This is a genomic window from Mycolicibacterium frederiksbergense, from assembly GCF_012223425.1.
Classification (GTDB): Bacteria; Actinomycetota; Actinomycetes; order Mycobacteriales; family Mycobacteriaceae; genus Mycobacterium; species Mycobacterium frederiksbergense.
In genome coordinates this window covers 143,525-156,740 of record NZ_CP038798.1, presented here as the reverse complement: position 1 = coordinate 156,740, position 13,216 = coordinate 143,525, and the positions used below count along the sequence as shown (strand labels likewise).

12 protein-coding genes are annotated in these 13,216 nt (G+C 66.3%); 11 read left to right on the top strand and 1 reads right to left on the bottom strand.

Going from position 1 to position 13,216, the window contains the following annotated elements:
* Position 1: 1 nt before the first annotated feature.
* Together EXE63_RS02550 and EXE63_RS02545 are read left to right on the top strand one after the other, a co-directional pair.
* On the top strand, positions 2-1,189 hold the full coding sequence (locus EXE63_RS02550) for a DUF1173 family protein (RefSeq protein ID WP_168140644.1): 1,188 nt from the start codon (positions 2-4) through the stop codon (positions 1,187-1,189).
* A 483-nt stretch (positions 1,190-1,672) separates the two neighbouring features.
* Positions 1,673-1,960, top strand: a complete 288-nt coding sequence (locus EXE63_RS02545; protein WP_168140643.1) for a hypothetical protein — start codon at positions 1,673-1,675, stop codon at positions 1,958-1,960.
* Positions 1,961-2,000: 40 nt separating this feature from the next.
* Here the strand turns inward: EXE63_RS02545 and EXE63_RS02540 are convergent, their stop codons facing one another.
* Positions 2,001-2,795, bottom strand: coding sequence for a hypothetical protein (locus EXE63_RS02540; protein WP_168140642.1), 795 nt, complete (start codon positions 2,793-2,795; stop codon positions 2,001-2,003).
* Positions 2,796-3,264: 469 nt separating this feature from the next.
* Between EXE63_RS02540 and EXE63_RS02535 the strand changes: the two genes are divergently transcribed.
* From EXE63_RS02535 to EXE63_RS02495, 9 genes are read left to right on the top strand one after another with little or no spacing between them, the layout of a single operon-like run.
* On the top strand, positions 3,265-4,266 hold the full coding sequence (locus EXE63_RS02535) for a hypothetical protein (protein WP_168140641.1): 1,002 nt from the start codon (positions 3,265-3,267) through the stop codon (positions 4,264-4,266).
* A 5-nt stretch (positions 4,267-4,271) separates the two neighbouring features.
* Positions 4,272-4,964: a hypothetical protein gene (locus EXE63_RS02530; RefSeq protein WP_168140640.1), complete on the top strand. Its 693-nt coding sequence runs from the start codon at positions 4,272-4,274 to the stop codon at positions 4,962-4,964.
* Complete coding sequence (locus EXE63_RS02525) at positions 4,961-5,926, top strand: conjugal transfer protein (protein ID WP_168140639.1); 966 nt, start codon at positions 4,961-4,963, stop codon at positions 5,924-5,926. The genes EXE63_RS02530 and EXE63_RS02525 overlap by 4 nt, the downstream gene beginning before the upstream one ends.
* Positions 5,927-5,966: 40 nt before the next feature.
* The gene (locus EXE63_RS02520) at positions 5,967-6,242 is read left to right on the top strand and encodes a hypothetical protein (protein ID WP_168140638.1); all 276 of its coding nucleotides are present in this window, start codon (positions 5,967-5,969) and stop codon (positions 6,240-6,242) included.
* A gap of 45 nt (positions 6,243-6,287) precedes the next feature.
* Positions 6,288-9,104, top strand: coding sequence for an ATP-binding protein (locus EXE63_RS02515; RefSeq protein WP_168140637.1), 2,817 nt, complete (start codon positions 6,288-6,290; stop codon positions 9,102-9,104).
* Positions 9,101-11,107 (top strand): hypothetical protein, encoded by a 2,007-nt coding sequence (locus tag EXE63_RS02510; protein WP_168140636.1) that lies wholly within the window; start codon positions 9,101-9,103, stop codon positions 11,105-11,107. Before EXE63_RS02515 ends, EXE63_RS02510 begins: the two co-directional genes overlap by 4 nt.
* A 48-nt stretch (positions 11,108-11,155) precedes the next feature.
* Positions 11,156-11,953 carry a DUF4326 domain-containing protein gene (locus tag EXE63_RS02505; protein WP_168140635.1) on the top strand — a complete coding sequence of 266 codons (798 nt, stop codon included), beginning with the start codon at positions 11,156-11,158 and terminating at the stop codon, positions 11,951-11,953.
* A gap of 2 nt (positions 11,954-11,955) precedes the next feature.
* Positions 11,956-12,762: a hypothetical protein gene (locus EXE63_RS02500; protein ID WP_168140634.1), complete on the top strand. Its 807-nt coding sequence runs from the start codon at positions 11,956-11,958 to the stop codon at positions 12,760-12,762.
* Positions 12,759-13,208, top strand: a complete 450-nt coding sequence (locus tag EXE63_RS02495) for a hypothetical protein (protein WP_168140633.1) — start codon at positions 12,759-12,761, stop codon at positions 13,206-13,208. The genes EXE63_RS02500 and EXE63_RS02495 overlap by 4 nt, the downstream gene beginning before the upstream one ends.
* The last annotated feature ends 8 nt before the right edge of the window (positions 13,209-13,216 follow it).

The window sequence follows — 13,216 nt, the reverse complement described above, 5'->3', positions numbered from 1 at the left end:
TATGACGACACCGTTTGAAGTCGCTGGCGACATCGTGGACGACGTACACGAACCGGCCGCCCAAGAAGTACTCGGCCGGGCCAAGGCTGCGCGAGTGCGCCCGCTGTGCCTCTGCCAGTCGCCGGGGGTGGAGATGTACATCGCCTCCGCTGGAGCCGATCTCATCGTCAAACGGATGCCCGGGACCGCCGCCGACCACGACCATCGGTGTCGATCCTGGCTGCCTCCGGGCGAACTCTCCGGCTACGGCGCCGTGGCCGAACAGTCCATCGTCGACAACCCTGCTGACGGAACAACGGCCCTACGCCTGGGCTTCTCGCTGTCGAAGGCCGGCAACAGGGCCGCTCCCGAACCCTCAGGATCTCCGTCGGACACGGTTCAATCGGACGGCAACAAGCTGTCGCTGCGAGCGGTGCTGCACTACCTATGGGACGAGGCGGAACTGACCAGCTGGCATCCGGGGTTCGCCGGACACCGATCCTGGGCAGTCGTGCACCGCCGCCTGCGGGCAGCGGTGGACGGCAAACTCGTCCGCAAGAACCCACTGGCCCCGTGTTTCTATGTCCCCGAACCCTTCTCAGCTGACCACAAGGCCGAGATCGAGCAGCGGCGGATCAAGGCCTGGTCCGCGGCGCGACGTGAGCCAGGCAAGGCCACCAAGCTGTTGATTGGGGTAGGGGAGATCAAGGCGATCGAACCAGCCAGCCATGGTTTCAAGTTGCAAGTGCGCCACCAGCCGGGGCACCCCTGGTTCCTCGACGAGGACCTCTACCGCAAGCTCGCCAAGCGGTTCGCGATCGAACTTGAGCTCTGGCAGATGGCCGAAGCTGGGGACGTGCGTCTGGTGGCAATCTCAACCTTCTCGGTGTCCAGGGCTGGATATGCCAACGTCGAGCAGATTTCCCTGATGACAACCGATCGTAACTGGCTACCGTTCACCGGCGACGCCGACCGCGCCCTGCTGGACACCGTCATCGCCGAGGAACGCCCGTTTCGGAAAGTGCTGTCGTACAACGGTAGTAACACGGCGTTGGCATCTCTCATCTTTACGGACACCACTCCTGCGATCGCTGCCTTCATCGACCGCCCTACTGGCGAAGCCGATGGCGATATCTCGATAGCCGGTCTGCCGGTGTGGAACTGGCGTACCGACGAGGACATGCCGGACTTGCCCTCGCCGTCGTTCTGACGTGCCGGGGCCCTGGCGGACAATGTTGTGATGGAACAGGTCCCTCCTCCCGCCGAGCTCGTCGAATCTCTGCGCAGCACGTGGCACCGCCCAGTCGAGTTCACGTCACCGGATGCTCTGACGCCAGAGGAAACCGCCAGAGTCCCGCATGTCTGGCTGACGGCATTGACACTGCCCGCGGCACAAGCCGTTCGACACATGGTCGACCAGTGGGAACGCGTTGCCCCAGGGCGTTTGCCACTGACCACGCAGCGGCTCCGCGAGGCAACATTTGCGTTGTACCTCGGGCGTCGCGGCGACGAACTTGTTCTGGTCTACGCCCTCTCGGGCACCTTTGGTGGCAAGCCCTACTCATATCTGACATGCACAGCACCACAACCCGAACCAGCATCTGTCGAATACATCACGCGGCTACCCACCGCGCTCCGCGCCTTCCACACGCAGCTACACGACGAGACCGACTCATGGTTGAACGGTGGGATGATGGCGTTCGCCGACATGGAGTTGGTCAGCACCTATGACGATCCACGATGGCCGATGACCATCGACGGTCGCGACCCTCAGTTCGACTCCGACGTCGACTACCCGGATCTCAGCCGCGTCGTGCTGATGTTCAACGACGCTGCCTCCAGTCGCGTATGCGCCAACCTCACCGACGATCCGGACAGCACGGCTGGCTGGGACTGGTACGAGGGTTCCATGGATCGACTACCCGACTTCTGGCCACGAGTCGACAGCTGGCTCGTCAACGGTATCTCCGACTGGTCCTGACGACGACTAGGTCATTGTGCCCCATGAAACCTGTTGTGTTTCAGGGGTAGTAGGTCGTCGGCACAGGAGCGGTGACGACGTCGAGGACCGCGTCGCGAATGCCCACTGCCACAGCACCGGTCATCCAGGCAGTACCTATCAGACAGAGCGCCACACCGATGCGCACGAGGTGCAGGGCCTGTTGGGACTGCGAAATCTGGCTCGTCGGGGTCATGTCGACCACTTCTGAGGGTTCGAACGTCTCGAATACCGACGGTGCGGTGAGGTCGTCGGGGCCTAGAGGCAGGGTGAGGTCCACCGGTAGTGGGGGTGGGGTCAATGGCCACCAGCTAGCCGAACCGTCAACGGCCAACCAGCCGTTGAGGATTCCGTAGATGCCGGCGGCCGCGAATGTTGCCGGGATCTGGGCCAGCACGTAGGGCGCGATCACCGTTCCCGCGAGTGAGCCGTCAGGGCTGTAGAGCAATGCGGTGAGGGTTCCAATTCCGAACGCGCTGAACAGCAATGCCGGAACCGGGTACGCCCGCAGGCGCTCAGGAATGAACCGCACGGCGTACTCGTAGAGCACCCGGCCGGCGAGCCAGCCGAGGGGGGCGAGCACGGCGCACAGTCCGATGACGATGCGCTCGATGATGATCTCCACCGTCGACCCGCGACGGGCCCAGTGCGGGTGCATCACGTTGTCGTCGTAGGGGCTTGGTCGCGCGCCCGCTGCCGTGCGGATGCGCTTGCGGATCTGTCGGTTGAGCAGCTCGGCGCGGCGCTTCTGAACGTTCCAGATGCCGGCGTGCTCGGAGATCCATTCGCGACGAAGGTCGTCGTACCGATCAGGCATTACGTGGCCCATTGTGTGTTCACCTGTTGTTGATTGTGCTTTTATCTGACAGACTCGGCAATCATAGGCCGAACGTGGCCGCTGGTGCACAAAACGTCGCCAGTCAGTTGAGGGGAGAGGCCCACACCATGGCTCAGCTCGCATTGGGCGGCATATCGCTGCTGCTCACCGCGCTCTTTGTGTCGATACTGTGCCTGGTTGCCGGTTGCTGCGGCGGCCGTCCGGCGCCGATCGCGAGGCCGCCTTTCGGCGCACCGGCGCAGGCGGGAAACAAGCAGGACGCGAACACCCGCGCTTCGGCGATGGGTGTTCACCAGGTGGCGTCCTCGGCGGGGTGCTGGCCGGGCGTGTGGGTTGGTCCGTCCCCCGCCGTTCAGACCCATCCCGCGGTTGTGCCCGGAACCGCGCCGGTGCAGCGCCGCCGCCCAAGTGGAATCGCGTCGCGGGTGACCTCGCACGGGGTACTGCGATGAATGCCGATGGCGTGGTTTCCGATGAGGAGTGGGTCCGCAACCTGCACCAGTCCGGCGGCGAGGCATACGGCACCGAGGTCGAGCCAGACGAAATCGGCGAGGTCGACGTCGCCGCGCTGCTGGCCGACGACGGTGAGCCCGCAACCGGCCCGATGAATCTCGATCCCGAGGTCGACGAGGCTGAGGTCGACGAGACTCCTGCCCGGTTCGACCACAAGCTGCTGTGGGGGTTCGGCGGCGTGGTGGCCGCGGCAGTAGTCGCCGCGCTGGTCTGTGCCGTGGCGTTCTACTCCGATGACGCGCCTGCCCCTACGAGCCCTGGCGGGTCGTTGAGCGAGCCGCAGGCGGTAGCGGTCGCGACGGCACCGTCGTCGCCTGCACCGGCAGCCGGTCCGGGTGTTGACCGTCCGTTGCCTTACACCGCGGATGCGCAGAACAGCTGTGCCGAAGGGTCGACGCCGGCGCAGACGATGTCGGGGATGGATCCCCACAACGCGTTCGTGTGCGTGCGCGGTGGCGGTGACGGCCAGGTCATCACCATCGACCTGGGGCGGACCTACGTCCTGACGGCCTTCTCGTTGACGCCCGGATGGGTGGGGCAAGACGCCAGTGGGGTGTCCCAGTGGTCGCAACACCGGGTGGTGACCATCGTGCAGTGGACCTTTCCTGACGATCCGAGCATCCCACCGTTGATGCAGAACACCCAGAACGTCCACGGCGAAGCGGTGCAACCGATCAAACGCGTTCTCGCCTCACGCATTCAGATGCTGATCCGCTACACCTCACGCCCCCCGGCTGATCCCGTCGCGACACCGCCGACACCGGCCGGTGGTGGCGGGTTGACCAGTGTGTTCGGCGACTCGGCTCCCACCGTCGCCGCACCGCCGCCGGTCCTGCTGGATCCGGTGCCCGGCGCCAGCGGCGGCGATGGTTCCGACCCGGTCGACGCAACCTTCGCCATCAGCGCATTGAAAATCATCGGACACGAGGCGGTGTGAGACCCATGAGCGACATGTCGTACGGATACCTCAACGATTTTGGCAGTCGGTTGGACGCCGATGTTCGGCGACGTCAGGTCAGCCAACTCCTGCACGTCATCACCCCCGCTGCGGCGATGTGCCTTCTCCTCACCGCAAGTCCACAGGTCATGTTCACCAGCGCGGCCACGTGGTTCAGCTGGCCGTGGAATCTGATGCTGGGCCTGATATTTGGTGTGCTCATCTGGGATGTGCGGGCGCTGCTGCTGCGGCGCCGCGGATCGAGTACGCCGGTGACCGTCCCGGTGGACTCGATGGCGCAGGCATTCCACTTCGCCGAGGACGCCTTGGGTCTCAGCGCGCGGCCACCAGGACGCGGCGACTACGTCGGCCTTCGCAGCGCCGCGGGGTCGAGCGATGGCCCGTCGCTGATGTGGCGGTCCTGTGCGGTACTGCCGTTGGCCGCACTGGCGTACGCCGCGTCGCAGCCCGAGAACGGGACCTCTCGGGAATGGCTGGAGCACATCGTCACCGGCCTGGCGTCGGCCGACTCCGACGACGCCTGGCGGGAGGCCGCACACGCCGTCGCCTCGACGACGGCACCCACGGTGAACTCGTCGTTCTTCCACACCATGAACATGGAGCACCGCCAACGCGACAGTGTCGCACTGGTGATGCGTGAGGCCATCCTCGGCACGGACGTGGCGGTCCAGCGATGAAACTGAATCGAACATGGACCGGTCGCGCATCGACGACGACTTCGGCTGTGCGGCGCTACGGGACCATCGCGCTGATCGTGCTGGCTGCCCTCAGTGGTCTACATACCGTGTGGGACTTCGTGCTTGGCGAGCCCACCGACGTCGTCACCCCAGCCCGGTCGGTGGTCAACAAGTCCGCGGTGGTGTCCTCATTTGCCGAGGATTACGTGACGACCTGGCTCACCTCCACCGCGGCCACCGCGGGCTCACTGAATCAGTTCGTCTCGCTGAACACCCCTGACTTGAACCTGCCCACCACTCCGGCCGTCGTCCTGGGGTCACCCTCGGTGGTGGCCGTGACCTATGAGGGAACTGCCGGTAAAGACAGTGAGGCCGAGGTCTTTTCGGTCGTGGTGGGGGTCAACGAGCGGCCCTATGAATCAGCCTCGCCCACCCGTTATCTGTACCGGGTGCCGGTGCTGTGGTCGCGCTTTGGGCCGCGGGCGACCGGCTTGCCGTTTCAGGTCAGCGGACCCGGGCCGGGTGCTGATCTTCGGGTGGCCTATCCGAGCACGCTGGGCAGGACGGACAGCGCCTATGAGGTGGTGTCCGGGTTCATCACCGCGTATCTCACCGGCACCGGGGACGTCGCCCGGTACGTGACCACCGATTCTCTGCTGGCCGGCATCGGCGCACCCTACCTGGCGCGCAAGGACGACAAGGGTAACCCGTTGCCGCTGGTCACCTCAGTGGCCGCTACCGGTCCGGTGCCCGCCCAACCGGCCGACGGTCAAACCGTCCGGGTGCTGGCCCAAGTGACCGCACTGACCTCGCAGTACGCCAACGTCGCCATGACATATCCGTTGACGTTGCGAGGCGTGGGCGGGCACTGGTCGGTGGCCGGGATCGACCGCGCCCCCGTGCTCTCCAGTGAGGACAACATCACTCCGGTGGCACCGATGAGTGCACCACCGGCGAATTGACCCGTGCACCAACCCCTCTGAGAGAAAGAAGCTCACCACCATGATCACCACCACACTCGCCGCTGGCGACCTCCTCACCGCAATCCCGAGCATGTGGAACGACATGCGGTTTCCACTGGCCATCTGCCTGATCATTGCCGGCATCGTTGGTGCAATCGTCAGCATTCACAAGGGGTTTGGCGCCGCGGCCGGGAAGATGATCGGCGGCATCGCGCTGGCTGCCCTCGCATTGGGAGGGGTCGGGCTGGCCGTGTCGTTCCAGGAGACCGTCAACCGGCATGGCAACGGCGTTCTCAACGGCGAATACGGCCAGTAGACCCTCCAGCCGCACCTCCGCACACCTGTAGAAGGGCACACGAAGATGGCAGAAGACCGGGAGCACCAGACGGCGAAGTCGTTCGCCGACGTGCTGAACTTCCCGAAACGGTTGGGGTACCTGGACGAACACACCAGGCTGTGGCTCGGACCGTGGGGCCCATGGGACGGTGCCGCATTCCTCGTTGGCCTGACCCTCACCGGCGGCGGAATGTACATCTGGTTCGACGACGGCTACGCCCGCTGGATCTGCGTCTTCGGGTTGATGTTCACCGCCTTCGCGACCTACGCGGCCCGCCAGATCCCCATCTCGCGTCCCTCACCCCGGTACCGCATGTTGTGGGCGTTGAACTGCTTCATCGGCACCCAGTCCCGCGCCGCGGTGTCGGGCAAGCGCGACCCCTGGAAGTCACCCCCCAAAGCCGTCATCGACAACCTGGTGTTCACCAAGGGCGGCGTCTACGCCGACTTCATCCTTGCTGAGCAGCCCAGCGGCATGCAGCGATTCGCCGCGCGGCGCGCCATTGCCGCCGACCACCGGCCGTTGGTCCGCCAGCTGCCGTCGGGGATCACGTTCTGGGGAATGTCACCGCGAATCGACCCGAGGCGGTTGCAGCAGCGCATGCTCGCCGGCCGCGAAAATCAGCCGCGGTGGATCCGCGAGGTGCGCGAGTGGGAGGGCTTCCTCGCCGAAACCCCCTTCTATGAGCAAGTGTTCGGTGTACGGGTTCCCGTAGACGCCGGGATGGCGGGCCGATCGGCGGCCGGGTCCGTGGCCAAACTCGCCAGCACGGTCATCGGACGTGACGAAGATGCCCCGGACAGCCTCGAAGCGTTGCGCGATGTCGTCGCGCAAATTCAGCAGAAGATCCCGGCGGGCTTCGCCCCGCGCCCGGCCACCCCGCAGCAGATCATGTGGCTCTACGAACGACGCTGGACGCTGGGCGCACTCAACCGGCCGTTTCCGCACGATCCTGGCGGGCCACGCCGCCTGTCCAGCAAAGACTTTGAGTGGATGACGCCGGTCGAATTCGACGAAGGCGACCAACAACGGCGCAAGCAGCACCGCTCCTGGTGGCGGCGGGTGTTCCCGTCCTTCGCCCCGCTGCTGGTGCTGCGCGGACCATCCGGAGAGAGCCACCAGAGCATGCTCGCCGTCGCCGAGCTGCCCCGCGGCGGCCTGCGCTTCCCGGGTGCGGAGATCCTGCAAGCGGCCTACGACGTCGACATCAGCGCCGACGTCGACTGGTACCAGCACGTCAGCATCACCACCCGCGAGCAGGAACTGAGCACCGTGGACCGCGCACAGCGCAACCTCGATGACCAGTCCTTCCAGATGTCGGGCACGCGCGACATGGACCTGGCGCGGCGTTACGCCGCCGGCGAGGAGTACGAGAACGAACTCAACTCCAGCCAACTCGAGCGCGGCGTGCATGCGACGACCGTGCTGGCCGTCGGCGCCGCCACTGCCGCCGACCTCAGCGACGCCGTACAGCAGCTCAAGACTCACTTCGCCGAGGAACTGGGCACCGTGTTGTCCGCGCGTCACGGCGCGCAGGCCTCACTATGGCAACTCGGACAGCCAGGAAGTGAAGGCAACGCTCCACGGAGCCAGTTCAAGCAGCCGACCACCACTGAGCAGTGGGCCCGGTACGCACCGCTGGTCGGCTCCCCGCTCGGCCACGACAACGGCATCCTGTTCGCGGACAACCTGGCCACCAAACGGCCACGCCCGGTCCTGCTGGACTTCGAAGGCTTCAAGGAACGCCGCGGCGCCCCAGGCATGTTGTGGATCGGCCCACCTGGCGGCGGAAAGTCGCTGTCCTGCAAGCGCGTCACCGACGGGCTGATCAAGCGTGGCCATCAAGTGTCCATCATCGACCCCGGCACGCTGGGGGAGTGGATTCCGGCGCTGGCGCACCACGGCGACCGCGTCATGACCATCAACCCCTACACCAGCTGCTGGTCGCTGGACGGCCTGCGGATCTTCCCCCGCGAACACGCTGTCGAGCACACCCTCGATCACCTGTTGCCGATGATGGGCATGGACGCCGTGTCGGCGCCTGCTCGTCAACTAGGGCGGCTCCTTCGCCCGGATGACCGGGTGGCTGAGTCCCTCGGTGGGTTGGTCCGATACTTCAAGAGCCTGGACCGGTTGGCCTATGCCGAGTACGAGGAGCTGGCCGACAGTCTGATCTATTTCTCCGAAAAGGATTACCTGCGTGCGATGTTCGACGAATCGCTGCCGGTGCCGCCGATCGCGGAGAAGGACGCGGTGATCTGGCAGATGGCCGGTCAGGAGTTGCCGACGACCTCCGAGACCGACGAGGTCCACCTCTACAAGCGCCAGTCGCCGCGCGCACGTGCAGGCTTGGCGATCTACGGCATGATCGCCTCCTTGACGCGGCTGTCCTACACCGGGCCATCTCGTCGACCGGGCGCGTTCGGGTTCCTGGTGACCGAGGAAGCCCGCGAGTACTTCGCGTCTCCGGTCGGCCGCAAGGACGCCGAGCGGATGGGCAATCAGGGCCGCAAGGAACGCTACGGCCTGCTCGGAATCTCCCAGTACCTCGAACATTTCGACGGAATCGGCATCCAGAACCTGCCGATGCGGGTGGTCACGCCGTTCAAGCCGACCGACCTCGACTACGCGAAGTCGACGTTCAAGCGGCTGGGCATCGACCCCGACGAATACCCCCAAGTGCTGCACACGCAAGTGCAGCCCGGTCGCGGGCTGGCCTATCTCTTCGATGATCTCGGACGGGTCGGGCTGGTGGACATGCTGCCACCGGTTCAGCCAAACCTGATGGCGGCCTTCGACACCCGCGACATGGAAGTCCAGGGGCAGGAGTGGGCAGCATGAGTGAACTGTTGGCCGCCTGGCTCTACACACGGCCCCGGGTCCGCCGCGTCTGGTTCATGGTGCAAGCCATCTGGGGCGGTTCCCTTCTGGCGGTGGCGACCGCCCCTACGGCCACCGCCGACACCCTGGGCGCCGCCTGGTCGTTCACCGGCCTGCACGACAGCTACGGCGTTCCCATCGGCCAGCACTTCGTGTCGGTTCCACCGCTGATGGAGATGATCGGCGTCAACGGGCCGGAGTTCGGCGTCGACCCGACCACTTGGGCGCCAGCCATCATGTCCTCGCTGAACACGTCGCTGACCTACGCCCAGCTCAACATGTTGCTCGCCTGGGAGACAGCGTTTCTGATCTGCGTGTGCTCGGTCGGCATCTGGCTGATCAAGTTCGCACTCGGGGTGCTGTGGCTGGCCTGGCTCGGTGCGATCGCCGCACCGATCGTCGACACCTTGAAGGCGATGGTCGAGCGAATGCACCTCTTCGAGGGTGGCCTTCTGATCTCCATCGTGGCCGGTGGGATCCTCTGCCTCACCACCGGTTTCAGCACGGGAATCGGCATCATCTTGGGCGCGTTCGTCGCCATGCTGCTGTTCTGGCTGCTGCTCCAAGACCCCGCCGGCGAACTGATCAGCGACAACGGCCTGCTCGGCATCGGTCGGTCACTGGGCTTCTCCCTGGCCCAAGGCGTCGTCCACAACGGGCCTGTCGCCGCCGGGGGCACCAGCAACCAACTGGACACCCTGACCTCCTGGATGGTCGACGTGCTGGTCCGCGACATGGTGCAACTGGTCAATTTCGGCCAACTCATCGACGACATCCCCGGGTGCGCGGGCACCTACAACGACGCCCTCCTCCGCGGCATCGGCGCCGCTCAAGCCGTGAAGGCGTGCGCACCGAGCGCCTACGCCCATGCCCTGCACCTCGACGCCACCACCGCCGGGCTTTTCTTCGTCATCAATTGCCTTGTGCTAGTCATTCTTTGGGCGCTGGACTACATGGGGATCGAAGCGTTCCGGGTTGGTTTCAAGGCCTTCTGGAATCTGTTCATCGTCGTCCCGGCCGTGGCCATCGCCGCATTCCCCGGTCCGCCGAGACAATTCGCGAAGAAAGCCGCCGGGCGGATGCTCTTGCACGGCTTTGAGATGATGGCCGCTACCGCCGGGCTGGGCATCCTGGTGCTGGTCATGGCCAGCGTCACCCGCGGAACGCTGCCCGGCACCATCGGAATGACCTCGCCGCTGGCCAAGGTGCTGGTGATGGTGCTCCTGGCGGTCGTGGGCTCGCTGGCCTTCCGCTTCGCATTGCTGCGGGCATTCGGCGACCACGGCATCCCCGGCCCCGTTCGGGCGGCCCGTGGCGGATACCGCGCCGTCACCGGAACCGCCCGAACCGTCAACGAGGTCGAGTACAGCGGACGGGTCGTCAACACCTGGCGCGGGCGGCTCAAGGACCGCAAGCAGTCCGCATCGGGACAGGGGCAAGGGGAGCACGGCGGCCCCGGCGCGCAGCCTCCAGGCCGCAAAGCACATCCGCCGACCACCGGGCCCGGACGCCACGGTCCGGACTCGCGCTTCGGCACCGCCCCAACCACGTCGCGCCCCGGGGGCGGTCCGGGAAGCGGCGGCGGCGGCCTCGGCCCAGCTGGTCGGTCCACCACGGGCGCATCCAGCGGAGGTGAGGCAGCCGGGCGTACCGCCGCGGGACGGGCCGCCGGGCGCGGCGCTGCCGAGGTCGTGGCCCCCGAGGTCGCGATCCCCGTGGCGGCCGCCGCATCACTGGCCCACCACAACGGCGGTTCCCGCAGCCACCACCACGACACGGGTGGTCAGAACGCCCCCGGCCGATCACAGGGTGGGGCGCCCCCACCGCGGGACGACACCGCCAGCGCGTACCCGTACCGCGACCGCAGTGGGCACGACAACGCACCGACGACGCGAACCTCGAGGACGGATCCAGACGGCGGTCACCGACCACCACCGCCTGGGCGCTCCACGCCCAACCCGTAGCAACGCACACCACGCCCGTCTTGTCCCATTACGAGGAGGACTCCCACCATGACACTGGCCGTCTCTGACCAGCACACCGAACTCTGGACACCCGCCGCGGGCGATCCGCAACCGCGCGTGCATCGCGCGGGCATGCCCGCGCCGCGCGGGACGGTGTCGGTCGCGGCCGGAACGATGTTCGCCAACCCGCATGAGGACCCGGCGATGAGCGACGATCAGCGCCTCGGGTTGACGGTGCGCTATGCGGCCACCCTCGCTGGCCAACCTGACCAACTCGCCGCCGTCGCCGCCCTACGTGGGCAGGACCTGTCCTGCACCTGCGCGCTGGGTGATGTCGGGTGTCATCGCGACGTTCTGCTGGACCTGGCCAACCCGCCAGATTCGCTGTACGCGGCGACCGGACGCGCAATGGGCCTCACCCTGCGACGGCCGTGGGCCTCACTGCTGCTGGTTCCAGAAACACTGAGCGGCAAGACGATCGAGAACCGAACGTGGTCCACCGACTACCGCGGACCAGTGCTGATCTACGGCGGCACCCGCATCGACGACGCCGGGGTCGCCGCAGCCAGCCGCGCCGGCATGGACGCACGGTGGCACACCCGCCAGCAAGGGTGGCTGGGCGCGGCGGTCCTGACCGACGTGCACCGTTCACGCGGATGCTGCCGACCGTGGGGCCAACCCAAGGTCCGCGCTGAAATCCCCGTCTACCACTGGGTTTTCACTCATCCGCAGAGACTCGCCAACCCCACCTGGGGCCGCGGCTTCATCGGCTTGCGACCCACGTCCTGGTCAGTTCTGGTCCGACGAAGCCTGCTCACCCCCACCACCAAGAAAGGAGGGCACTAGCGATGACTGCCCTGCTCGATCACGACCTCTACGACCGCGACAACGCCGACCGCGAAGCACAAGAGCGCGAAGCGCAAGTGCTGCGGGCCAAGGCGGAGCAGAAAGCTCAGAAGCGCGAGAGTGAACGGCGAGACAAGCTGGTGGCCCGGGTTGACGTCCTCGACGAGCTTCGCGAAGGGCAGGTGTCGTTCCTGGCCGGAGCGCCGTCGATCGCCGACGTCGCCGCCTTCTTCGACGTCGGCGCCAGTACCGTGAACCGGCTGCTGCGCGCGTTCCCCGACGAATTCGCCCGGGACGGTTGGACCGCTGCGCGGTCCAATAGCGCACAGGACCGCTGGACCGACCGGGCAGTCATCCGGGCGGCCCTGCTGCTCGATGAGATCGACTCGGCTCCTGCCGCCGAGATTCGGTATCTGCTCAACGTCGCCGCGCTTCCGGTGTCGTTCTCCAGCAGGGACTACCGAATCGCACAGTGCGAGAAAGTGTTCGCCCACGCGATGGCGGTGGTTGAGGACGTGCACGGAGAGTCGTCCCCGGTGGCCGTCTGGCGCCGATTTCAGGAGATGCCGCGCTATGAACTGCAAGCGCTGACCGTCGCGCTGGCGGCACTGGTGCCCGACGATGTTCCGGGCACAGGGTCTTTCCTCCGCAAGATTGGGGGACGGCAGGGACGTGTCGCCGAGGGATTGGCGCAATTGATCCCCCTCCGGTCGGCGCTCTATGAGCGCCGGCGTCGCCCCGGCCGCGACCCGCGGTCAGCTGAGCCCGGCGGGGTGACGGTGATGGCGCGGAGAGGGCGGCGGCGGTGACCACAGCCGACACCATCTCGCTGCGCGAAACCCTGCTGGAAGAACTTCGTCGCAGTTCCATCCCGTTGTCCACAGCCGAACTGGCACAACGGATGCCCTGGAAGGTTGAACGAAGCCACGTTCCTTGCGCGCAGCTGTGTCACCTCAAGCGGCTCGGTCCGGGAATCAGGATCGTTGAATGCCACGTTGACTGGCACCTCGTCGCGTACCGCCGCACGACCCACGGCTACACCGGTGTCTACCGGCACCTACGCAGCCTGGAAGGCCACGGCCTCCTCCGCAGGACAATCCGAGACGGCCGCAAACGGGTGTGCTGGACGCTTGTCGAACCGCCCGGTCTGACCGCCTCAGCCGTCGATGCGGTCATCCTCGACGACGACGACCACGCCGATGAGCGTCCCGATGAGGAACCCGACGCCAGCACCACAGAAAGGGTGGCGTGCTAAGCCGACCC

Coding starts and splice junctions, on each gene's coding strand:
- EXE63_RS02545 (WP_168140643.1), top strand. CDS start 1,673: ATGGCGTTCGCCGACATGGAGTTGGTCAGCACCTATGACGATCCACGA.
- EXE63_RS02515 (WP_168140637.1), top strand. CDS start 6,288: ATGGCAGAAGACCGGGAGCACCAGACGGCGAAGTCGTTCGCCGACGTG.
- EXE63_RS02520 (WP_168140638.1), top strand. CDS start 5,967: ATGATCACCACCACACTCGCCGCTGGCGACCTCCTCACCGCAATCCCG.
- EXE63_RS02540 (WP_168140642.1), bottom strand. CDS start 2,795: ATGCCTGATCGGTACGACGACCTTCGTCGCGAATGGATCTCCGAGCAC.
- EXE63_RS02510 (WP_168140636.1), top strand. CDS start 9,101: ATGAGTGAACTGTTGGCCGCCTGGCTCTACACACGGCCCCGGGTCCGC.
- EXE63_RS02550 (WP_168140644.1), top strand. CDS start 2: ATGACGACACCGTTTGAAGTCGCTGGCGACATCGTGGACGACGTACAC.
- EXE63_RS02535 (WP_168140641.1), top strand. CDS start 3,265: ATGAATGCCGATGGCGTGGTTTCCGATGAGGAGTGGGTCCGCAACCTG.
- EXE63_RS02500 (WP_168140634.1), top strand. CDS start 11,956: ATGACTGCCCTGCTCGATCACGACCTCTACGACCGCGACAACGCCGAC.
- EXE63_RS02530 (WP_168140640.1), top strand. CDS start 4,272: ATGAGCGACATGTCGTACGGATACCTCAACGATTTTGGCAGTCGGTTG.
- EXE63_RS02525 (WP_168140639.1), top strand. CDS start 4,961: ATGAAACTGAATCGAACATGGACCGGTCGCGCATCGACGACGACTTCG.
- EXE63_RS02505 (WP_168140635.1), top strand. CDS start 11,156: ATGACACTGGCCGTCTCTGACCAGCACACCGAACTCTGGACACCCGCC.